Source organism: Paractinoplanes rhizophilus (assembly GCF_042664765.1).
Classification (GTDB): domain Bacteria; phylum Actinomycetota; class Actinomycetes; order Mycobacteriales; family Micromonosporaceae; genus Actinoplanes; species Actinoplanes rhizophilus.
In genome coordinates, this window is record NZ_JBHTBJ010000010.1 from 170,229 (window position 1) to 189,883 (window position 19,655).

Consider the following 19,655-nt stretch of genomic DNA (forward strand, 5'->3'; position numbering starts at 1 on the left):
AATGGGTGCCTCGGTGTTGACGAAACGGGCCTGGACCGTGACTCTGGCGATCGTGCGGGTCGCGGTGGGCGCCGACTTCCACGGGTCGTAGATGCTGCCGGAAACCTCGGCCCCGTCCGGCCCGTTCAGCACCCGCGACTCGCGGGTCATCCCGGCGTACGCGTCGTCGTCCGGAACCGAGACCTCGCGCGAGTCGGTCACCGACACCGACGGCGTGCCGGACGGCAGGTGGTCACCGTTCACCGCACGCGAGAGCGCAGCGCAACCATCGCATCCCCCGTAGATCGATATGCCGATCGGAACCGTAGTCGCGGGGTCACTTACGGTCAACAATCTAAATATTGAAAACTTAGAATCAGTACCCGGGGCGGGATTGGGCGTTGCGCAGGCGGATGCCGCTGTAGCCGACGGTGCTCTCGATGACCTCGTCCCAGAAGGACCACAGGTTGTCGAGCAGGCGCAGCTGGATGCCCGCCTCCGCATGGCACGCGATCAGGTCGCCGACCGGCTCCGGTGGGCCGAGCGGCACGACCGGCGAGGTGGCCACCAGGGCGTGCGGCTCGGCGCCGGGCGAGGAGACGTGGTGGAACGCCTCCTCGGCGAAGCGGTAGGCGTACAACGTCGTGTTCTGCAGGGCGGGCAGCCACGCGTACTCGATCGCGTGCACCCGCTCGCCGCAGCCGGCCCCGATGATGCGGTCGCGGTCGGCCTCGGTGGTGCCGTCCCGCACCCAGGCCATGGCGCGCGGGCATTGCCGGGGAAACCAATAGCTGGGCGCGTTGCGCCCGTCGACCGCCCACACGTACGGGGTGTCCGTGCCGGACGTGGCAGCCACGTGCGGGGCGAAGCGGGTGAGCGTCGGGTCCTCGGAGAAGTGCAGCACCTGGCCCGGTTCCGGTCGCATCCGGACAGCCTGTCACAACACGACGACGGAGCGAGCACCCTCCCCTCTGGACATGCGGTCGAACGCCGCCGGGACGTCGGCCAGGCCGATCCGGTCGGAGATCAGGTGGTCGACCGATAGCGTGCCGGCGAGCACGTCGGCGGCCAGCCGCGGGATCTCGGCGTCGAAGTCGGCGGCGCCGTACACCGAGGAGCGCAGGCTGCGGGCCGAGGAGAAGATGTCCAATGCGGACAGCTGCACCATGTCCTCGTTGCTGCCCATGCCGACAACCGTCACCTTGCCGCCGCGGCGGGTGGCGCGCCAGGCCGCGCGGATCGTGGCGGCGCGGCCGACGCACTCGATGGCGTGGTCGGCGCCGCGGCCGCCGGTGCGCACCCGGATCTCCTTGGAGAGCGTGTCCGAGGAGACCACGAAATCGGTGGCGCCGGCCGCCTCGGCCAGCCCTTTCTTGGCCTCGGAGACGTCCACGGCGATGACGTCGGCGGCGCCGGCCGAGCGGGCCGCCGCGACCACCGAGAGGCCCACGCCGCCGAGCCCGATCACCACGACCGACTCGCCGGGCGCGACCTGGGCGGTGTTGCGGACCGCGCCGACGCCGGTGAGCACGCCGCAGCCGAGCAGGGCCGCGCGGTCGAAGCCCAGCTCGGCCGGAACCCGGATCACCGCGTTCTCGGGGGCGACCACCTGGGTGGCGAACGCGCCGAGGCCGAGCGCCACGTGCACGGGCGCGCCGTCCAGGGTGATGCCGTTCTCGAGGGCCGCTATGCCCGAGGACGTCGAGCAGAGCCAGGGCTCGCCCTGCGCGCAGAACCAGCAGCTGCGGCAGGGCGGCTGCCAGTTGAACACCACGTGGTCGCCGACCGCCGCGCGGGTCACGTGGTCGCCGGCCTCGATCACCTCGCCGGCCGCCTCATGGCCCAGCACCAGGGGGTACGGCGCCCGCAAGGTCCCGTTGATCATGGAGAGGTCGGAGTGGCAGACGCCGGCCGCGCGCACCCGCACGCGCACCTGGCCCGGACCGATCTCGGGCAGCCGCAGCTCGGCCACGGCGGGCCGCTCCCCGGATGAACGGACTACCACGCCATTGAAGTAAGTCGTCATCTCTGAATCGCTTTCACCTGACGGAACTCAGCAAGACCGTACTCGCCCAACTCGCGCCCGATGCCCGACTGCTTGTATCCGCCGAACGGGGCGACCGGGTTGAAGGCGCCGCCGTTGATGTCGACCGCGCCCGTGCGCATCCGCCGGGCCACCGCGAGCGCCCGCTCGTCCGACCCCCACACGCCGCCGGCCAGGCCGTACCGCGAGTTGTTGGCGATCGCCACGGCCTCGTCGTCGTCGGCGAACGGGATGATCGACAGCACCGGGCCGAAGATCTCCTCCTGGGCCAGCTCGCTGCCCGGGTCGACGTCGGCGAAGACGGTGGGCGCCACGAAGTGTCCTGTGCCGGGCACCGGCGCGTCGAGGCCGCCGGCGACCAGGCGGGCGGTGGCGCGCTCGACGAAGCCGTGGACTCGCTGACGCTGCGCGCCGGAGACCAGCGGACCCAGCCGGGTGGCCTCGTCGAACGGGTCGCCCACGGGGTAGCCGGCGGCGGTCTTGGCGGCCAGCGAGACGGCCTCGTCGTAGAGCGAGCGGTGCACCAGCATCCGGGTCCACGCCGTGCAGGTCTGCCCCGAGTTGAGGAACGCGTTGCCGACCCCGACCTTCACGGCCTTGACCAGGTCGGCGTCCTCGAGGATCACGTTGGCCGACTTGCCGCCGAGCTCGAGCGCGACCCGGGCGATGCGGTCGGCGGCGGCGTGCGAGATCGCCCGGCCGGTCGCCGTGGACCCGGTGAAGGACACCATGTCGACCCCCGGATGCCCGGCGATGGCCGCGCCGACCACCGGGCCGGTGCCGGTGACCATGTTCAGCACCCCGGCCGGCACGCCGGCCTCGGCAGCCGCGTCCATCAGGAGGTACGCCACCAGCGGCGTCAGCTCGCTCGGCTTGAGCACCACCGTGCAGCCGGCGGCCAGCGCCGCCGCCACCTTGGCCACCACCTGGTGCAGCGGGTAGTTCCAGGGGGTGATCGCGCCGACAACGCCCACCGGTTCATGCTCGATCAGGGAATTTCCGATTTGTTCCGGCGGCACCGGCCGGGCGGCCAAGTCGGCGTACCCGCGAAGGACCGTGAGCGGAAGTCCGGCCTGCACCCGCTGGGCCACCTTGAGCGGGGTGCCCAGCTCGAGGCCGACCGTGCGCGCGATGTCGCCGGCCCGGGCAGCCAGCGCGGTGTGCAGCCGATCCAGGACCGCGCCGCGCTCGGCCGGCGGCAGCGCGGACCACTCCTCGAAGGCGTCGCGGGCCGCCGCCACCGCGCGATCGACGTCCGCGGCCGTGCCCGCCGGCACGTGCGCGATGACCTCCTCGGTCGCCGGGTTCTCCACCGGGATCGTCTCGGTCGAGGCGGGCGGCACCCACTCCCCGCCGAGGAAAAGATGCGGACGGTCCAGGGAAGTCATCGTCGGCTCCCAATCTCTTGACGGGCCATCAGGCCACTGATCATCAGGTCGAGGCCCAGCTCGAAGGCGCCTTCGTCCACGGCCTCGTGATGCGCCGCGAGCAGCGGCGCGCGGTGCAGATGGGGGTACTGGTCGTAGAGGGCCGGGTCGATGTCGAAGCCCAGCGCGAACGAGCCGAGCGCCGAGCCGGTCACCAGGTACCGCATCAGCGCGCCGATGTGGGTGGCGCGCGCGGGCGGCCAGCCGGCGTCGACCAGCGCCCCGAACACCGACTCGGCCATGGCCAGACCGGCCGGGCGGCGGCCGGGCCCCTGCGCGAGGACCGGCACGATGTTCGGGTGCTCGGCCAGCACCGCGTGGTACGCCTTCGCCCAGGCGCGCAACGCCTCGTGCCATTCGAGGCGACCGAACACCGACAGGTCGACCTGCTCCACCACCGCGTCGGCCACGGCGTCGACGATCTCGGCCTTGGTGGCGAAGTGGTTGTAGAGCGACGGCCCCTGCACACCCAGCTCGGTGGCGAGCCGGCGCACCGACAGCGCGTCCAGCCCTTCGGCATCGACCAGCGCCGAAGCCGCCGCGACGATCCGCTCGCGGGTCAGCAACGCCTGCCTCGGTCGCGCCATCTCAGCGAACTCCCATCGAATGCCGAACAACTTGCACTGGACATGCTAAAACTTACGCCGCTAGTTTAAGCGACATGGACTTCTCGCTCACCGACGAGGAACGTGCGATTCGCGACACCGCTCGTCAGTTCATCACCAAAGAGGTCATGCCGCTGGAGCAGGAGGCGCTGCTGCGCGAGCGCCGCCACCAGCCCGGCCTGGAGCTCAGCGAGCTGCGCGAGCTTCAGCAGAAGGCGAAGAAGTTCGGCTTCTGGGGCCTGTCGACGCCCGAGGAGTACGGCGGGATGAACCTGCCGGCCGTCCTCCAGTCGCTGATCTGGACCGAGCTGGGCCGCACCTTCGTGCAGTTCAAGTTCGGCGGCGAGGCCGACAACATCCTCTACTACGCCAATGACGCGCAGAAGGAGGAGTTCCTGCGGCCCACGATCGAGGGCGACCGGATCTCCTGCTTCGCGATCACCGAGCCGGGCGCGGGCTCGGACGCGGCCAACATCAAGCTACGGGCCGTCCGCGACGGCGACGACTGGGTTCTCAACGGCGAGAAGACGTTCATCACCAACGGCAACGACGCCGACTTCGCGATCGTGGTGGCGGTGACCGACCCGTCCAAGAAGGCCAGCAACGGCGGCGCCACGGCCTTCCTGGTGGACCGCTCGATGGGCTGGCGGTCCGAGTTCATCCAGACCATGGGCGAGGGCGGTCCCGCTTCGTTGATCTTCGAAGACGTACGGGTGCCGCACCGCAACATCCTCGGCGAGATCGGCCAGGGCTTCGAGCTCGGCATGAAGTGGATCGGCAAGGGCCGCTACCTCATCCCGTCGCACGCGCTGGGCATCGCCGAGCGGGCGCTGGGCATGGCCATCGAGTACGCGAACACCCGCGAGACCTTCGGCGCCAAGATCGGCACCAACCAGGCCATCCAGTGGATGATCGCCGATTCCGAGGTCGAGCTGGAGGCGGCCCGCTGGCTGATCCTGCGCGCCGCCTGGACGGTGGACCAGGGCGGGGATCCACGGCATGCCTCGTCGATGGCGAAGCTGTACGGGGCCGGCATGGTCAACCGGGTCGTGGACCGGGTGATGCAGATCCACGGCGGCATGGGATACACCCGCGAGCTCCCGATCGAGCGGTGGTACCGCCAGGTCCGCCTGATGCGGATCTACGAGGGCACCGACGAGATGCAGCGACTGATCATCTCCCGCGATCTCCTCCGGGGATACACCAAGATCGGAGGACACCTTTCATGACGCAACTGTCGCTGGCCACCGTCCTGGCCGAAGCGGCCCGGAAGTATCCCGACAAGCTCGCCGTGATCGATTCCGCGACGACCGAGCGCATCACCTACCGCGACCTGTGGCAGCAGACCCTCGCGTACGCGGCGGGCCTGCGCGAGCTCGGCATCGGGCCGGGCGACACGGTCGCGATCCAGATCCCCAACCTCGCCGACTTCCCCCGGGTCTACTACGCCGTCCTGTCGGTCGGCGCCACGATCGTCCCGATGCACCTGCTGCTCACCCCGTCCGAGAACGCGTACGTGCTCTCCGACAGCGGGGCCAAGCTGCTGGTGGCGCACTCCAGTCAGCTGGCGAACGCGACCGAGGCCGCCAAGATCGCCGGGATCTCCGTCGTCTCGGTCGGCCCGGCGGTGCCCGGCGTGCCGCGGCTGGAGGACGCCGCCGCAGCGGTGCCGCCGCTGCGGACCTACGTCTCGCGGGAGGCCGAGGACACGGCGGTGGTCTTCTACACCAGCGGCACCACCGGCAAGCCCAAGGGCGCGCTGCTCACCCACCTCAACCTCGTGATGAACACGATGGTCAACGTCTTCGACATCCACGACCTGCACGAGGACGACATCGTGCTGGGCTGCCTGCCGCTGTTCCACACGTTCGGCCAGACCGTGGGGATGAACGGCACGTTCCGGCTGGGCGGGACGATCGTGCTGCTGGCCCGGTTCACCGGGGAGGCCGCGATCGACCTGATGGTCAAGGAGAACGTGACCATCTTCCACGGCGTGCCGACCATGTACATCGGGCTGCTCGAGGCCGCGGCCAAGGCCGATCGGCTCCCCGCGCTGCGACTGTGTGTGTCGGGCGGCGCCTCACTGCCCGTGGCGGTGCTGGAGAAGTTCAACGAGACCTTCCACGCCACCGTCTTCGAGGGGTACGGCCTCTCCGAGACCTCGCCGACGGCCACCACCAACCAGCCGGCGTTCGGGGTCAAGCCCGGCACCGTGGGACACCCGATCTGGGGCGTCGAGGTCGAGATCGCCCGGCCCGAGATCGACGAGCGGATCGAGTTCATGGCGACCGGGGAGCTCGGCGAGATCGTGATCCGCGGGCACAACGTGTTCTCGGCGTACCTGAACAACCCGGAGGCGACCGCCCAGGCCGTCGTCGACGGCTGGTTCCGCACCGGCGACCTCGGCACCAAGGACGAGGACGGGTTCATCACGATCGTCGACCGCAAGAAGGACCTGGTGATCCGGGGCGGCTTCAACGTCTACCCGCGCGAGGTCGAGGAGGCGCTGGCCCGGCACCCGGCCGTGCAGCAGGTCGCGGTGATCGGCGTGCCCGATCCGGTGCACGGCGAGGAGATCTGCGCCGTGGTGGTGGCCGAGCCGGGCGGGATCACCGCCGAGGAGCTCATCGAGTGGTCGCGGGAGAAGCTCGGCCGGCACAAGTACCCGCGTCAGATCCGCTTCGCCGAGTCGTTGCCGCTCGGGCCCAGCATGAAGGTGCTCAAGCGGGAGCTACGCAAGACCTACGGTCAGTAGCGGCGGCAGGGCGGCGACGATCGGCTTGTCCGCGGGCAGCCAATGGACCGAGTCCAGCTCGTTCGCGGACAACCAGCGCATGGCGGTGTGCTCGAGGGCCCTCGGCTCGTCGCCGTCCAGCAGTCGCACCGCGAAGACCCGCAGCACCGCGCGGCCGTGCGCCAGCGGCACGTCGGGGCCGATCCGGGCGCCGACCTCGACGCGTACGCCCAGCTCCTCGACACACTCGCGGGCCAGGGCCTGCTCGTCGGTCTCGCCCGGCTCCACCTTGCCGCCGGGAAACTCCCACCGGCCGGCCACCTCGGGCGGCGCCGAGCGCTCGCAGGCCAGCACACGACCCTCGGTGATAATTGCGGCCGCAACGATCACTTTGCGTGACTTGACGGCGCTGGCGTGCTGTTCCCCCGGCATGAGGTCAAAGGATCCCACAAAAGTTCACCATTCAGGTTGCCCGAGGCGTCCCGATCGTCACGCAAACACGTATATGTGGGCGTGGACATGGTTGACGTGGAAGGCAAGACTGTGGGGCACCGACCATGACGACACGGCGACAGTTTGGCCACAAGCCGGCAACGACGCCTAGGGGGTGCGGCGATGCGGGCCAGAAGACGTCGGGCACACGGCTCCGACTATCTGAGCGACGCACTTGCTCTGCTGAGCGGATGGACGCGGGATGGCGTCCAGCTCAAGCGTGAGTTGGCATGCGACGAAAGTCAGCATGCCGCATTGACGGAACGGATCAAGGTGGCGGCCGACACACTGCACATTCGCCCCAGCATCCGGCGACACGACGGTCACACCCAGATCTGCCTGGGCGCCCGCGACGGCGACGCCATCACCGACGGCGAGGTGACGCTCGCCGCTCGTATCGAGGACTTCTACCGCACGGTGGTCGGCACGACCTCGCCCACGCCATAGAGGCGGCTCGTTAGGCTGCGCCCATGACTGACGTCATCTACGACAACAAGGGCCAGCTCCAGCAGATCGAGAGCGGCCTGCTCGACGGCGAACAGATCATCGCCGTCTACGACGCCATCGGGGCCGGCACCGGCTTCATCGGGCTGACCAACCGGCGCATCATCATCCAGGACAAGTCCTTCGTGGGTAAGCGCGTGGCGATCACGAGCATCCCGTACTCGAAGGTCAGCAGCGTGAGCGTGGTCAGCAACAAGAGCTGGGCCGGCGAGTTCTTCTCGTCCGGCACGATCGTCATCACCGTCGGCACGCATCAGCACGAGGTCGAGTTCCGCGGCGTGGAAAAGACCCAGCACGTGCACAACGTGATCCTGCACTACGCCGCGTAATCAAGGACCCGGGCAGGCAGCGGCGTCTCCACGACCGAGCCGTCCGCTGCCCGCTTGAGCTCGTATCCCCGCGGGCCGTCCCGGTCGGCCACCACCTCGGCCAGCTCGACACCGCGGTAGACCAGGCCGGCCCCGTCGTCGGTGGCATAGCCGTCGCCGAGCGCGCCGGCCGCGATCAGCTCGTGCATCTTGGGCCGGCGTTGCGGCTCGCCGTCGTAATGCACGCCGTTGCTGTACGGCAGCCAGCCCAGGCCGTCGGTGAAGCCGCGCAGCTCGGGCCCGCCAGACCGCGCAGAGGTTGGCCACGCTGCCGCCCTCGACCCAGATGATGTCCTGGCTCACCGGCGCTGGTGGCGAGGATCGTGGGGGCGTCGGCGGTCACCGGATCATCATGGCGCACGCGTCCGCCGCGTCGAGGACCGCAGTCTTCCCGGGCTGGGGTCGTCGTACACGATCGGGTCGGCTCCGGCGAGGGTCAGCAGGCCAAACCCTCGAGATAGCTCAGGTCGCCGGCCGCGAGGGCGAGGTCGGGCATCGGGACCGACGCGTCCTCCTCGCGGCCCTTGCCGGGGCAGATCGCGTTGCGGCCCAGCGGCACGCAGAAGTTGAGGGCCTCGCCGCAGTTCTTGCGGCCGGCGCCGCGGTGTGTGCCGAGCGCGACCACGCGGTGCCGCGGCTGGCGGGTCACCACCGCGTCGATCAAGGTCCGGCCGGTCGGTCGGCCGTCGGTGAGGGTGACCAGGTAGCGCAGCGTCTCGACGCCCTTGACGCCGGGCGACTCGACCTTCGTGGCGCCGCGCGGCAGCGTGGGGTCGCGCACGAGCTTCGTCTCGTAGGGGATCTCGCGGGTCTCGACCTCGGTACGGGTCGTGCGCACCGGTTCGGCGGAAGCCGGCGGCGGCGCGGCCGGCGCGACCACCGCGGGACGGGAGGCCGCGGGAGCGGCCGCCGCTGTGGTTCGGGGCGGTCGGGCCGCCGTACGATCTGATCGTTTTGTTAAATGACGCTGAGCGCGAGGTTTTTCCGCAGCCGGCGTTGCAGCTCCCGGCTCTTCGCTGGTTCCCGGCGCCGGCGCCGCCTGCCCCACCTCGGTCACGATCCGCGGCCCCGCGCCGCCGCCACCGGTGAGGGTCGCGATGCCGACGACCCCGCTCGCGATCACTGCGAGAACGGCGCCGGCGCCGGCTGCCATCCGGACCCCGAACGGCAGCCTGGCCCACCAAGACTTTCGTGGCATTTCGAGCAGTTGCTGCCAAGAGTCACTAGTTGTCTGGTTTTGCACCAGAGCATTGTGCCGGTCGACGCCCGGAATGCCAACCCCGGGGCCCTTTGTCCGCTTCGGCGGCCGTTAGCCGGCCGCGCCCTCGCGGATCGGCGCGAGCGCCTTGCTCCACGCCACGACCTGGTCGAGCACCGCGGTCAGCGCCTGCTCGTGCTGCTCCTTGGGAAGGAAGATGCGGTAGTTCTCGAAATCCTGCGCCAGCGACAGATGCACCGATGCACGGACGTCGGCCAGCATGAGCTCGCCGGCGATCAGCCGCAGGTGCTCGACCGCGCGGGCGCCGCCGACCGAGCCGTAACCGACGAACCCGGCCGCCTTGTTGTTCCACTCGGCGAAGAGGAAGTCGATCGCGTTCTTGAGCGCGCCCGAGGTCGAGTGGTTGTACTCCGGGGTGACGAAGATGAAGCCGTCGAGCGAGCCGATCTTCTTGGCCCACTCCAGCGTGTGCGGCTTGGTGTACTGCCCCATCGACGGCGGGATCGCCTCGTCGAGGTGGGGCAGGTTGTAGTCGAGCAGGTCGACCAGCTCGAACTCGGCGTCGGTGCGCTTGCTCGCGACGTCCAGCACCCACTTGGCGACGGCTTCGCCGTTGCGCCCCGGGCGGGTGCTGCCGAGGATGATGCCGATCTTCGTCATTGGTGCTCCCATGTTGTGCTTGCGGGTCACGTAATTGATACGTCAAACAAGTACCTGGGCGCAAACGACGTAGGATCGATGTCATGACCGCCACACCCCCGGTTCCGCCGCTGAGCGCGGAAGAGGAAGCGGTCATGCGTGCCCTCGGGCGCCTCATGCTGGTGCTCCCCCGCTCGCTCAACCACGACCTCGAGCGCGGCCAGCGGATGGCGCTCAGCGAGTACAGCGTGCTGCGCCATCTCTCCGAGTCGGAGGGCGGGCTGATGCGGATGAGCGAGCTCGCCCAGGCCTGCGACATGTCACTGAGCGGGATGACCCGGCTGGCGGCCAAGCTCGAGGCGAGCGGTTACGTCAAGCGCATCAAGTGCGAGGACGACGCCCGCGGGTGGAACGCGGTGCTCACTCCCCAGGGGCTGGCTCGCCTCCAGGAGGCCTGGCCGACGCATCTGGTCAGCGTCCGCCGCCGGATCTTCGATCACCTCGGCGATCTCGATCTGCCGTCGCTGGCCAAAGCCCTGGACGCCATCGCCGGCGACGTCTGATTCGCGTTCTACCCGGCCGGCCTCAGTTCGCGGCTTGACGTATTCCGTTATGGGTATACGATTGGCCCATGGCACGAGCGGCAACGACGGCAGACGCGTTCAACGCGGTGGCCGAGCCCCGGCGGCGGCAGATTCTCGACCTGCTGGCCCAGGGCGAGCGTCCCGTCAACGATCTGGTCGCCCTGCTCGGCCTGGCCCAGCCGCAGGTCTCCAAACACCTGCGGGTGCTGCGCGAGGTCGACCTGGTGCGCGTCCGCGACGAGGGGCGGCAACGGCTCTACCGGCTGAACGCCGAGCCGCTGCGCCCGATCCACGACTGGTTGCGCAAGTACGAGCAGGTCTGGAACGAACGTTTCGACCTGATGGACACCATCCTGGCGGAGCTCAACGAGGAGGATTCTCATGGCGACGACTAGCGGCACCGCGAAGGTGACCCTTCCGGCCGACACCCAGATCCTGATCACCCGCGAGTTCGGCGCGCCGCGCGCGAACGTGTGGCGGGCCTACACCGAGCCCCAGTTCATCAAGCGCTGGTGGGCCGGCCAGAAGGGCACGGTGACCAGCGTCGAAGTGGACCTGGTGGTCGGCGGGCGCTGGCGCTACGTGATGGAGGCCAACGGCGGCTTCGAGGTCGCCTTCCACGGCGAGTTCCGCGAGGTCGCCGCCCCGGAGCGCCTGGTCAACACCGAGGCCTTCGAGGGGATCCCCGACCCGGACGACAACGCCGGGCTGGTCACGGTGACGCTGACCGAGAAGGACGGGCGTACGTATCTGGAGGCGCTCTGCGAGTACAAGGACAAGGCGACCCGGGACGCGGTCATCGAGTCCGGCATGGAGTCGGGGATGCAGGAGTCGTATGACGCGCTCGAGCAGGTCGCGATCTCGCTGTCCTGATCACCCTCGCGGCGGCCGGCCGCCCGTGCCCGGGCCACCGGGGATGGGCGGCTGCCGCCGGGTGAGACCGCTCAGATGACCGGGTCGCCTTCGCCGAGGGCGACGGTGGGCAGGTGGCCGTCGAAGTCGACGGCGGAGTAGAGGGCCAGTTTCTCCAGCCGGTGGTAGCTGTCGATCACGCGGATCGTGCCGCTCTTGGACCGCATGACGATCGACTGGGTGTGCGCGCCGCCGGAGCGGTAGCGGACGCCCTTCAGCAGGTCGCCCGAGGTCACGCCGGTGGCGACGAAGAAGCAGTTGTCGCCGGTCACCAGGTCGTCCGTGGTCAGCACGCGGTCAAGGTCGTGGCCGCCCGCCTCCGCCTTCTCGCGCTCGGCGTCGTCCCGCGGCCACAGCTTGGCCTGGATCATGCCGCCCAGGCACTTCAGCGCACACGCCGCGGTGATGCCCTCGGGCGTGCCGCCGATGCCCATCAGCACGTCCACGTCGGACTCGATGCGGGCGGCCGAGATGGCGCCGGCGATGTCGCCGTCCGAGATGAACTTGATGGTGGCGCCGGCCTGGCGCACCTCTTCCACCAGGGTGGTGTGGCGCGGCCGGTCGAGGATGCAGACCGTCACGTCGGAGACGCTGGAGCGCTTGGCCTTGGCGATGCGGCGCAGATTTTCGGCGGTGGGCGCGTTGATGTCGACAACGTCGGCGCAGTCGGGGCCGACCGCGATCTTCTCCATGTAGAAGACGGCGCTGGGGTCGAACATCGCGCCCCGCTCGGCGACCGCGAGAACGCTCACCGACCCGGGCATGCCCTTGCTCATCAGCGTGGTGCCGTCGATCGGGTCGACGGCCACGTCCACCTCGGGCCCGGTGCCGTCGCCCACCTGCTCGCCGTTGAAGAGCATGGGCGCTTCGTCCTTCTCGCCCTCGCCGATGACCACGGTGCCGCGCATCTGGATCGAGTTGATGAGCTTGCGCATGGCGTCCACGGCCGCGCCGTCGCCACCGTTCTTGTCGCCTCGGCCCACCCAGCGGCCCGCGGCCATGGCTGCGGCCTCGGTCACGCGGACCAGGTCAAGGGCGATGTTGCGGTCGAGATCCTGCGGAACCCGGGCCGGCATGGTGCGCCTCCTCGCGACGTTGCGGGGCTTGGTAGTCCCACGATCCTCACATGGGCGGACGCGCAAAGTCCCGCTTCAGCGACATGGTTAACAATGGGTGAGTGGAACCAGCGCCGCGCACCCAGCCCGCGTCCGACCAGCCGCCGTCGACGGCCGCCGGCGATGACGCGGCCCGCCCCGCCAGCGATGACGCGACCCACCCGGTCGGCGGTGATGACGGGGCCCGCCCGGTCGGCGGCGATGACGCGGCTCGCCCGGTCGCCGGCGATGACGCGGCCGTGTCCGAGGGGAACCCGCGTCTCGGCCGCGGGGGTGAGCGCTCGCCGCGCGACATGGTGATGTCGCTGGCGGTGCTGCTCGTGCCGATCGCGCTGCTGCTGATCTTCTACCGGGTGGTGCTGAGCGGGGACGCGCCGATCACGGTCGACCCGGCGCCGACCATCCAGGAGGCGCAGCACGCGGCGGCGTTCACCGTGGTCGTGCCGCAGGGGCTCGGCGACGACTGGCACACCTCCAGCGCCACCTTCAAGCGGCAGAGCGACGGCGCGACGCTGCGGCTCGGCTACGTCGACCCCGACAAGGACCCGGTGCAGCTGGTGGAGAGCAGCGTGCCCACGGCCACACTGCTGCCCGGCGAGCTGGGCGAGAACGCCAAGGCGCTGGGCAATTTCCGCAGCCCCGCCGGGGTGTGGCGGGTGTACGACGGCCGGCCGGGCGAGAAGGCGCTGGTGCTGGCCGACCAGAGCCGCACGATCGTGGTGGTCGGCAAGACCGACATGAAGAACCTGGAAACTCTCGCGACTTCGCTGCGATGAGCGCCGACCGTTAGCCGGCCGACTCGGCGCGAGCAGCCCAGCGGGCGCCGCCGACGCTAACCGGCCGACTCGGCGCGAGCGGCCCGGGCGGCGTCGATGCGCTCGCGGGCGCCGTCGAGCCAGCGCTGGCACACGTCGGCCAGTTTCTCGCCGCGCTCCCACAGGGCGAGCGACTCCTCCAGCGAGCTGCCGCCCTGCTCGAGCCGCTCCACCACGGCGGCCAGCTCGGTGCGGGCCTGCTCGTAGGACAGGGTTTCGTCGGTCATTCGCTCTCCTTGATGGCCGCGTGGAGCTCACCCTCGGCGAGCCGCACCCGTACGATGTCGTCGATTTTGACCTCGGTGGCCGCGCGGACCACGTGGCCGTCGTCGCGCTGCACGATCGCGTACCCCCGCTGCAGGGTCGCCGCCGGCGACAGCGCGCGCAGCCGGGCCAAGGTGTGCCGCAGGTCGTCGTCGGCCCGGCGCAGCCGGTGCTCGAGGCTGCGCGCCGCCCGCTCGCGCAGCGCGGTCACGTCGGTCGCGCGCTGATCGACCAGCAGCTCGGGGCGGGCCAGCGACGGCCGGGACCGCCACTGCTCGATGCGGTGCTCCTCGCGCTCGATCAGCATGAGCAGCGACCGCTCGATGCGGCGGCGGGCGACGTCGATGAGCTGCCGCTCCTCGGCCAGGTCGGGGACGATGCGCTTGGCCGCGTCGGTCGGCGTCGAGGCGCGCAGGTCGGCCACGTAGTCGAGCAGGGGCGTGTCGGTCTCGTGGCCGATCGCGCTGACCACCGGGGTGCGGGCGGCGAAGACCGCGCGGCAGAGCGCCTCGTCGGAGAAGGGCAGCAGGTCTTCCACGCTGCCGCCGCCGCGGGCGATCACGATGACGTCGACGGACTCGTCGCCGTCGAGCACCTTGAGCGCCTCGATGATCTGCGGCACCGCGGTCGGGCCCTGGACCGGCACGTTGTAGACCTTGATGTCGACGGCGGGCCAGCGACGACGCGTGTTCATCAGCACGTCACGCTCGGCGGCGCTGGCCCGGCCGGTGATCAGGCCGATCCGCCGCGGGAGGAACGGCAGGCGGCGCTTGCGCTCGCGGGCGAACAGGCCCTCGGCGGCGAGCAGCTTTTTGAGCCGCTCGAGCCGGGCGAGCAGCTCGCCGAGGCCGACCTGGCGGATCTCGTCGGCGCGCAGGCTGAGCGTGCCGCGGGCCGGATAGAACTCCGGCTTGGCATGCAAGGTGACCCGAGCGCCCTCGGCGAGCTCGGGGGCGCCGGCGTCGAGCACGTCGCGGTGCGCGGTCACGGTGAGGCTGAGATCGGCCGACGGGTCGCGCAGGGTGAGGAACACCACCGCGGAGCCGGGGCGGCGGCTGATCTGGGCGACCTGGCCGTCGACCCAGACCCAGCCGAGCTTGGCGATCCAGGCGCCGACCTTTTGGCTGACGACCCGCACCGGCCACGGCTCGTCGGCGGTGCTCTTGGGCGTCGCGTTCTGGTCGGGCTCGCTCACCGGGCCAGACTACGGAAGGCCTCCGACACTTTCGTCGTCCGCTACCTCGGCCCGCTGTTCGGCATGCGCGGTGTGCCCGGCCGGGTGATCCGGCGCCGGCTCGGCGCGCGGCGCCACGAGGGCGATCACGACCAGCGGCAACAGGCCGGCACAGGCCCAGAAGACCAGGTCGGCGACGGCGCGCCAGGGGTCGAGGTGGCCGCCGGCCAGGAAGGCGAACGGGAAGCCGTGCGGATGGTCGTAGCCGGCGAGACGGCAGCACACCACGGCCGAGGCCCGCGGCAGCGCGGAGATCACCAGGCCGAGCACGGCCACCGCGGCGCCGGCCAGGTAGGCGATCGGCCGCGGGCGCCGGAACATCGGCCGGAAACCGAGCATGGCCAGCCCGGCGACCAGCAGCACCGCGTGGAAGATCACGTAGTGGGTGTCCGCGAAGCCCATCAGCAGGCCGAGCGCGCCGAGCGCGGCGATGCACCACGCGACCAGCAGCCGCAGCATGATCAGGACCGATGCCAGCGGGCCTTGATCGTCCGTCCCGGCATCGCCCATGCGCCGAGTATCTCCGCAGAACCGGCCCTTTCGGGCCGAATCCGGCGGGTTGTCACGCTCGGCGGCGACGCGCCAGCACGCCGATCACCACGATCAACATTCCCGCGTACGCCCACAGCAGCAGGTTCGCCGCGAGCGAGACGAGATCGACCGTCCAGTTGGCCGACCCGGCGAGGCGCTCGGCGGAGGTCGGGTCGGGGCCCACCGCGGCGCGCTGTGCCCAGGTGATCGGGAAGCCGCGGTCCAGCACATACGCGTACGCGCAGCAGGTGCGCTCGGTCGAGGCGGTCAGGCCGGCGGCCGTGCCGGCGATCGCCGTCATCGTCATCACGATCGTGGTGACCAGCCGCGGCAGCCGGATCCGGTGCGGCATCAGCAGCACCAGGCCGGCCGCCGCGAGCACCAGCCCGACCGCGAGGTCGAGCAGCGCGGTCGGCCCGTGCACCGTGAACAGGATCCAGGTCAGCCCCGCGACCAGGGAGAACGCGCCCAACAGCCCGCGGGTCAAGCGGCCGGCCCGAACCCAACGGCCGGGTGGCCCATCGATCCTCGTCTCGTCCGTGGTGTCCGTCACCGGACGAGTATCGCTCAGGTTGTGGCGCTGCTCGCAGCCGAGCAGGCCGCTGGGGACGGCACGTACCATGGCCGGGTGACCGAACCTCGTAAGCGTGTGTTGCTGGCCAAGCCGCGCGGCTACTGCGCCGGCGTCGACCGGGCGGTGCAGACCGTCGAGGAGGCGCTGAAGCTGTATGGAGCCCCGGTCTACGTGCGCAAGCAGATCGTGCACAACAAGCACGTGGTGAGCACGCTCGAGGCGCGCGGCGCCGTCTTCGTGGAGGAGAACGAGGAGGTTCCCGAGGGGGCCACGGTCGTCTTCTCCGCGCACGGGGTCGCGCCCGAGGTGCACGAGCAGGCCCGCGCCCGCAACCTCAAGGCGATCGACGCGACCTGCCCGCTGGTCACCAAGGTGCACCACGAGGCCAAGCGGTTCGCCGCCGACGACTACGACATCCTGCTCATCGGCCACGAGGGCCACGAGGAGGTCATCGGCACCTCCGGCGAGGCCCCGGCGCACATCCAGCTGGTCGACGGCCCCGACGCGGTCGACCAGGTCGTCGTGCGCGACCCGGCCAAGGTCGTCTGGCTGTCGCAGACCACGCTCTCGGTCGACGAGACGATGGAGACGGTGGCCCGGCTCAAGACCCGGCTGCCGCTGCTGCAGTCACCGCCGAGTGACGACATCTGCTACGCCACGCAGAACAGGCAGCACGTGGTCAAGGAGATCGCAGCCGAGTGCGACGTGGTGATCGTCGTCGGCTCCAAGAACTCGTCGAACTCGGTGCGCCTGGTCGAGGTGGCGGTCGACGCCGGCGCGCGCGCCGGTTACCTGGTCGACTACGCCGCCGAGATCCAGGACGCATGGCTCGCCGACGCCACCACGGTCGGCGTCTCGTCCGGCGCGAGCGTGCCCGACGACCTGGTCATGGACGTGCTGGCGCACCTGGCGTCGCGGGGCTTCGGCGAGGTCACCGAATTCACGACGGCCGAGGAACGGCTGACGTTCTCCCTGCCGCAGGAGCTGCGCCGCGACATGAAGAGAGCTGAGTTGAGCTAGAAGGCTCAGCTGAGCTCGGGGGCCTGAGGCTGGCGCGGGGCGACCTCGACCTGGGGCGGGGTGGGCAGCTCCTCGCGCGCGACGCCCATCTCGGCCAGCTTGCGGGCGCTCACCAGCACGCGTGACTCCAGCGAGCCGACGGCCTTGTTGTAGGCCGTGACCGCGCCGCCCAGCGCGGTGCCGACCTTGCCGACGTGGTCGCCGAGGGTAGCCAGCCGGGCGTAGAGCTCGCGAGCCAGGCTGTGCACCTCGGCCGCGTTGCGGGCCAGCTCCTCCTGCCGCCACGAATACGCCACCGTGCGCAGCAGCGCGACCAGCGTGGCCGGGGTGGCCAGCACGACGTTGCGCCGGAAGGCGTGCTCCATCAGCGTCGGGTCGTGCCGCAGCGCGGCGTCGAGGAACGGGTCGGCCGGCACGAACAGCACCACGAAGTCGGGGGACGGCTCGAAGGCCGTCCAATACTCCTTGGCGGACAGCGCGTCGACGTGCGCCCGCAGGTGGCGGGCGTGCTGGTCGAGGCAGGCGTCGCGGGTGCGCTCGTCGCGCGCCTCGGCGGCGGCCAGATAGCCCTCCAGCGGCGCCTTGGCGTCCACCACCACGCTGCGGCCGCCGTGCAGGCGCACCACCAGGTCGGGACGGACCCAGCCCTGCCCATCGACGGCCGCGGTGACCTGCTCGGCGAAGTCGCAATGCTCCAGCAGGCCGGCCGCCTCGACCACCCGGCGCAGCTGGTGCTCACCCCAGCGGCCCCGCACCTGCGGCGCGCGCAACGCGGCCACCAGTTGCTTGGTCTCGGTGCGCAGCTCGCCGGAGACCGCGCCCATCTGCCGGACCTGCTCGCGCAGCTCCGCATACGCGTCCACCCGCTCGCGCTCGAGCTCGGCGACGCGCACCTCGTACCGGCGGAGGGTGTCGTGCAGCGGGGCGACCGCGAGGGCCACCGCCTCCTGGGACTGGGCGGCCGACTCGTACGACAGCGCGCGCATCGACTGCTCCAGACGATCCTCACCGTCGCGATGGGCCTGGACCGTGGCCTCGAGCCGGGCGATGTCGGCCGCCGCGCGGGTGCGGGCGGCGAGCCAGCCGAGGGCGGCGCCCGCCGCGAGACAGAGCAGCACCACGGCCAGCGTCGAGACGGTCACAACCGGCACATTGCCAGATGGGTACGACAAGAACGGCGAGGGTACCGTTGAAACATGAGTGTGTTGCTGATCTTGGCCATCGTCATCGTCGTCCTGTTGGTGGTCATGCTCGCGCGCCGCAACGGCGCCGCCACCCAGCAGACACGACTCGAGGACGCGCGGGCCGACGCCCAGCGGTGGTATGAGCGCCTCGGCGGCCAGTTGATGAATCTGCACGGCGAGGACACCGCGACCCGGCAGGCCCTGGCCGACGCGGGCGAGCGGTACAACGCCGCCGGCGGGCAGCTCCAGCAGGCCAACACGATCAGGCAGTTCGAGCTGGCTCGCGAGTCCGCGCTCGAGGGCCTCAACTACGTGCGCGCGGCCCGAGTGGCGATGGGCATCGACCCCGGACCCGACCTGCCGCCGCTGGCCAGCGCCGCGGGCGCCGGGCGGATCACCCAGGAGCGCGAGGTCAACGTGCAGGGGCAGCACTACAAGGCGGGCCCGGCGGCCGGCCCCGACACGCCGTACTACTACCCGGGCGGCCGGGTGCAGGGCCGTCCGGTGCCCGCCGGCTGGTATTCGACGCCGGTGTGGAAGACGGCGCTCGGCGCCGGGGCCGGCGTGCTCGGCGGCATGCTGATCTTCGACGCGCTCTTCTCGCCGGGCTTCGGCGACATGGGCTACGGCGACGGCTTTCAGGACGCCGCCGGCGACTTCGGCGGCGACAACATGGGCGACTTCGGCGGCGGAGACTTCGGCGGCGGAGACTTCGGTGGTGGCGACTTCGGCGGCGACTTCGACTTCTGAGAAGGCGTCGCCCGTCCGCGGCCGGGTCGCCGTTCCCGGTAAGCGTCGGCCGCCTACGCCGCCGGCAGCCGGCGGGCCAGCTCGCGCCGCAGCGCGCGGGGGCCGGGCCACACCTCGGTGAGGTCGGCGGTGAAGGCGGTCCCGGTGGCCGTCTCGGTCAGGGCCGGCCCGCCCGGGCCCTCGCCCTGCACCGGGTGCACCCGGTCGAGGTCGAGCGGCGTGACCTCGAGGACCGCGCGGAGTCCCTGCCGGCGCACCTCCACGTGCGCGATGTCCGGCCAGGCCAGCAGGATCGGGTCGCTGTCCTGGGCGGCCACCTCGAGCCCGCCCGACGAGATCCGGATCCAGGTCTTCAGCGCGCCCCGCGTCGACCAGGCGTAGCCGCCGGCCGCCAGCGCGCTGATCGTGCCGGCCTCGAGGGCGGTCTGCCACCACGGGTTGCCGGTGCCGCCCGCCATCAGCGCGACGATCGGCGACACCGCGCCGAACGAGATCATCAGCAGCGCGAAGACGGCGATGAAGGTCCGCCACGGCGAGGACCGGAACAGCACGGCGTCGGCGGCGGGCGCCTCCACCTGCTCGGGCGCGATCGACATGTCCTCATGCTGCCCCGCTCCGCGGCACCGGGACCGGCATTTCGCCGGTCCCGAACCACGCGATG

At 70.9% G+C, this 19,655-nt stretch carries 25 protein-coding genes and 1 pseudogene; 11 read left to right on the forward strand and 15 right to left on the reverse strand.

The genetic code is table 11. The annotated features are described in order from the left end of the window. Window positions 1–91 precede the first annotated feature (91 nt). On the forward strand, window positions 92–283 hold the full coding sequence (locus ACFQS1_RS16745; RefSeq protein ID WP_378968961.1) for a hypothetical protein: 192 nt from the start codon (window positions 92–94) through the stop codon (window positions 281–283). 72 nt (window positions 284–355) lie between these two features. Here the strand turns inward: ACFQS1_RS16745 and ACFQS1_RS16750 are convergent, their stop codons facing one another. Genes ACFQS1_RS16750 through ACFQS1_RS16765 form a run of 4 tightly spaced genes read right to left on the reverse strand, consistent with a single transcriptional unit; the run spans window position 356 to window position 4,037 of the window. Continuing rightward, the gene (locus tag ACFQS1_RS16750; RefSeq protein WP_378968963.1) at window positions 356–904 is read right to left on the reverse strand and encodes a DUF6886 family protein; all 549 of its coding nucleotides are present in this window, start codon (window positions 902–904) and stop codon (window positions 356–358) included. A gap of 12 nt (window positions 905–916) precedes the next feature. Beyond that, on the reverse strand, window positions 917–2,005 hold the full coding sequence (locus ACFQS1_RS16755) for an alcohol dehydrogenase catalytic domain-containing protein (protein WP_378968966.1): 1,089 nt from the start codon (window positions 2,003–2,005) through the stop codon (window positions 917–919). Beyond that, window positions 2,002–3,411 carry an aldehyde dehydrogenase family protein gene (locus ACFQS1_RS16760; RefSeq protein ID WP_378968968.1) on the reverse strand — a complete coding sequence of 470 codons (1,410 nt, stop codon included), beginning with the start codon at window positions 3,409–3,411 and terminating at the stop codon, window positions 2,002–2,004. Before ACFQS1_RS16760 ends, ACFQS1_RS16755 begins: the two co-directional genes overlap by 4 nt. Then, on the reverse strand, window positions 3,408–4,037 hold the full coding sequence (locus ACFQS1_RS16765; RefSeq protein WP_378968971.1) for a TetR/AcrR family transcriptional regulator: 630 nt from the start codon (window positions 4,035–4,037) through the stop codon (window positions 3,408–3,410). The genes ACFQS1_RS16760 and ACFQS1_RS16765 overlap by 4 nt, the downstream gene beginning before the upstream one ends. A 74-nt stretch (window positions 4,038–4,111) precedes the next feature. Here ACFQS1_RS16765 and ACFQS1_RS16770 point away from each other — a divergent pair, with 74 nt between their 5' ends. Together ACFQS1_RS16770 and ACFQS1_RS16775 are read left to right on the forward strand one after the other, a co-directional pair. Continuing rightward, a complete protein-coding gene (locus tag ACFQS1_RS16770) occupies window positions 4,112–5,284 on the forward strand; it encodes an acyl-CoA dehydrogenase family protein (RefSeq protein WP_378968973.1) in 1,173 nt (390 codons plus the stop codon). Continuing rightward, on the forward strand, window positions 5,281–6,810 hold the full coding sequence (locus ACFQS1_RS16775) for a long-chain-fatty-acid--CoA ligase (protein WP_378968976.1): 1,530 nt from the start codon (window positions 5,281–5,283) through the stop codon (window positions 6,808–6,810). Before ACFQS1_RS16770 ends, ACFQS1_RS16775 begins: the two co-directional genes overlap by 4 nt. On the opposite strand, the gene ACFQS1_RS16780 is transcribed toward ACFQS1_RS16775, so the two are convergent. Continuing rightward, window positions 6,787–7,221 (reverse strand): (deoxy)nucleoside triphosphate pyrophosphohydrolase, encoded by a 435-nt coding sequence (locus tag ACFQS1_RS16780; protein WP_378968978.1) that lies wholly within the window; start codon window positions 7,219–7,221, stop codon window positions 6,787–6,789. The genes ACFQS1_RS16775 and ACFQS1_RS16780 overlap by 24 nt on opposite strands. Before the next feature lie 183 nt (window positions 7,222–7,404). Between ACFQS1_RS16780 and ACFQS1_RS16785 the strand changes: the two genes are divergently transcribed. Then, complete coding sequence (locus ACFQS1_RS16785) at window positions 7,405–7,728, forward strand: pterin dehydratase (protein WP_378968981.1); 324 nt, start codon at window positions 7,405–7,407, stop codon at window positions 7,726–7,728. 23 nt (window positions 7,729–7,751) lie between these two features. Beyond that, complete coding sequence (locus ACFQS1_RS16790; RefSeq protein ID WP_378968983.1) at window positions 7,752–8,114, forward strand: PH domain-containing protein; 363 nt, start codon at window positions 7,752–7,754, stop codon at window positions 8,112–8,114. Here the strand turns inward: ACFQS1_RS16790 and ACFQS1_RS16795 are convergent. The 3 genes and pseudogenes from ACFQS1_RS16795 to ACFQS1_RS16805 all read right to left on the reverse strand — a co-directional run. After that, window positions 8,102–8,453: pseudogene (locus tag ACFQS1_RS16795) on the reverse strand (peptidase E); the annotation flags it as partial. The gene ACFQS1_RS16790 and the pseudogene ACFQS1_RS16795 overlap by 13 nt on opposite strands. Before the next feature lie 136 nt (window positions 8,454–8,589). Then, the gene (locus ACFQS1_RS16800; protein WP_378968985.1) at window positions 8,590–9,033 is read right to left on the reverse strand and encodes a G5 domain-containing protein; all 444 of its coding nucleotides are present in this window, start codon (window positions 9,031–9,033) and stop codon (window positions 8,590–8,592) included. 429 nt (window positions 9,034–9,462) lie between these two features. Then, window positions 9,463–10,032, reverse strand: coding sequence for an NADPH-dependent FMN reductase (locus ACFQS1_RS16805; protein WP_378968988.1), 570 nt, complete (start codon window positions 10,030–10,032; stop codon window positions 9,463–9,465). 83 nt (window positions 10,033–10,115) lie between these two features. Here ACFQS1_RS16805 and ACFQS1_RS16810 point away from each other — a divergent pair, with 83 nt between their 5' ends. From ACFQS1_RS16810 to ACFQS1_RS16820, 3 genes are all read left to right on the forward strand, one after another. Then, entirely contained in the window at window positions 10,116–10,574 is a 459-nt protein-coding gene (locus ACFQS1_RS16810; protein ID WP_378968990.1) for a MarR family winged helix-turn-helix transcriptional regulator, read from the forward strand. Between the two features lie 68 nt (window positions 10,575–10,642). Next, on the forward strand, window positions 10,643–10,990 hold the full coding sequence (locus ACFQS1_RS16815) for an ArsR/SmtB family transcription factor (protein ID WP_378968993.1): 348 nt from the start codon (window positions 10,643–10,645) through the stop codon (window positions 10,988–10,990). Beyond that, complete coding sequence (locus ACFQS1_RS16820) at window positions 10,977–11,468, forward strand: SRPBCC family protein (protein WP_378968995.1); 492 nt, start codon at window positions 10,977–10,979, stop codon at window positions 11,466–11,468. Before ACFQS1_RS16815 ends, ACFQS1_RS16820 begins: the two co-directional genes overlap by 14 nt. A gap of 71 nt (window positions 11,469–11,539) precedes the next feature. Here the strand turns inward: ACFQS1_RS16820 and glpX are convergent, their stop codons facing one another. Further along, window positions 11,540–12,583, reverse strand: a complete 1,044-nt coding sequence (gene glpX, locus ACFQS1_RS16825) for a class II fructose-bisphosphatase (RefSeq protein ID WP_378968997.1) — start codon at window positions 12,581–12,583, stop codon at window positions 11,540–11,542. Window positions 12,584–12,684: 101 nt separating this feature from the next. Here glpX and ACFQS1_RS16830 point away from each other — a divergent pair, with 101 nt between their 5' ends. After that, the gene (locus tag ACFQS1_RS16830; RefSeq protein ID WP_378969000.1) at window positions 12,685–13,398 is read left to right on the forward strand and encodes a DUF4245 domain-containing protein; all 714 of its coding nucleotides are present in this window, start codon (window positions 12,685–12,687) and stop codon (window positions 13,396–13,398) included. Between the two features lie 56 nt (window positions 13,399–13,454). On the opposite strand, the gene ACFQS1_RS16835 is transcribed toward ACFQS1_RS16830, so the two are convergent. Genes ACFQS1_RS16835 through ACFQS1_RS16850 form a run of 4 tightly spaced genes read right to left on the reverse strand, consistent with a single transcriptional unit; the run spans window position 13,455 to window position 16,019 of the window. Continuing rightward, window positions 13,455–13,664 carry an exodeoxyribonuclease VII small subunit gene (locus tag ACFQS1_RS16835; RefSeq protein ID WP_378969003.1) on the reverse strand — a complete coding sequence of 70 codons (210 nt, stop codon included), beginning with the start codon at window positions 13,662–13,664 and terminating at the stop codon, window positions 13,455–13,457. Then, a complete protein-coding gene (gene xseA, locus ACFQS1_RS16840) occupies window positions 13,661–14,896 on the reverse strand; it encodes an exodeoxyribonuclease VII large subunit (protein ID WP_378969005.1) in 1,236 nt (411 codons plus the stop codon). The genes ACFQS1_RS16835 and xseA overlap by 4 nt, the downstream gene beginning before the upstream one ends. A 9-nt stretch (window positions 14,897–14,905) precedes the next feature. Further along, the gene (locus ACFQS1_RS16845; RefSeq protein WP_378969007.1) at window positions 14,906–15,445 is read right to left on the reverse strand and encodes a hypothetical protein; all 540 of its coding nucleotides are present in this window, start codon (window positions 15,443–15,445) and stop codon (window positions 14,906–14,908) included. A 52-nt stretch (window positions 15,446–15,497) separates the two neighbouring features. Continuing rightward, the gene (locus ACFQS1_RS16850) at window positions 15,498–16,019 is read right to left on the reverse strand and encodes a hypothetical protein (RefSeq protein ID WP_378969009.1); all 522 of its coding nucleotides are present in this window, start codon (window positions 16,017–16,019) and stop codon (window positions 15,498–15,500) included. A 75-nt stretch (window positions 16,020–16,094) separates the two neighbouring features. On the opposite strand from ACFQS1_RS16850, the gene ACFQS1_RS16855 reads away from it, so the two are divergent. After that, entirely contained in the window at window positions 16,095–17,060 is a 966-nt protein-coding gene (locus tag ACFQS1_RS16855; RefSeq protein WP_378969011.1) for a 4-hydroxy-3-methylbut-2-enyl diphosphate reductase, read from the forward strand. A 5-nt stretch (window positions 17,061–17,065) separates the two neighbouring features. Here the strand turns inward: ACFQS1_RS16855 and ACFQS1_RS16860 are convergent, their stop codons facing one another. After that, window positions 17,066–18,202: a DNA recombination protein RmuC gene (locus tag ACFQS1_RS16860; RefSeq protein ID WP_378969013.1), complete on the reverse strand. Its 1,137-nt coding sequence runs from the start codon at window positions 18,200–18,202 to the stop codon at window positions 17,066–17,068. A gap of 54 nt (window positions 18,203–18,256) precedes the next feature. Between ACFQS1_RS16860 and ACFQS1_RS16865 the strand changes: the two genes are divergently transcribed. Continuing rightward, window positions 18,257–18,994, forward strand: coding sequence for a hypothetical protein (locus ACFQS1_RS16865; protein ID WP_378969016.1), 738 nt, complete (start codon window positions 18,257–18,259; stop codon window positions 18,992–18,994). A gap of 53 nt (window positions 18,995–19,047) precedes the next feature. Here ACFQS1_RS16865 and ACFQS1_RS16870 read toward each other — a convergent pair whose 3' ends face one another. Then, window positions 19,048–19,590, reverse strand: coding sequence for a hypothetical protein (locus ACFQS1_RS16870; protein WP_378969018.1), 543 nt, complete (start codon window positions 19,588–19,590; stop codon window positions 19,048–19,050). Between the last annotated feature and the right edge of the window lie 65 nt (window positions 19,591–19,655).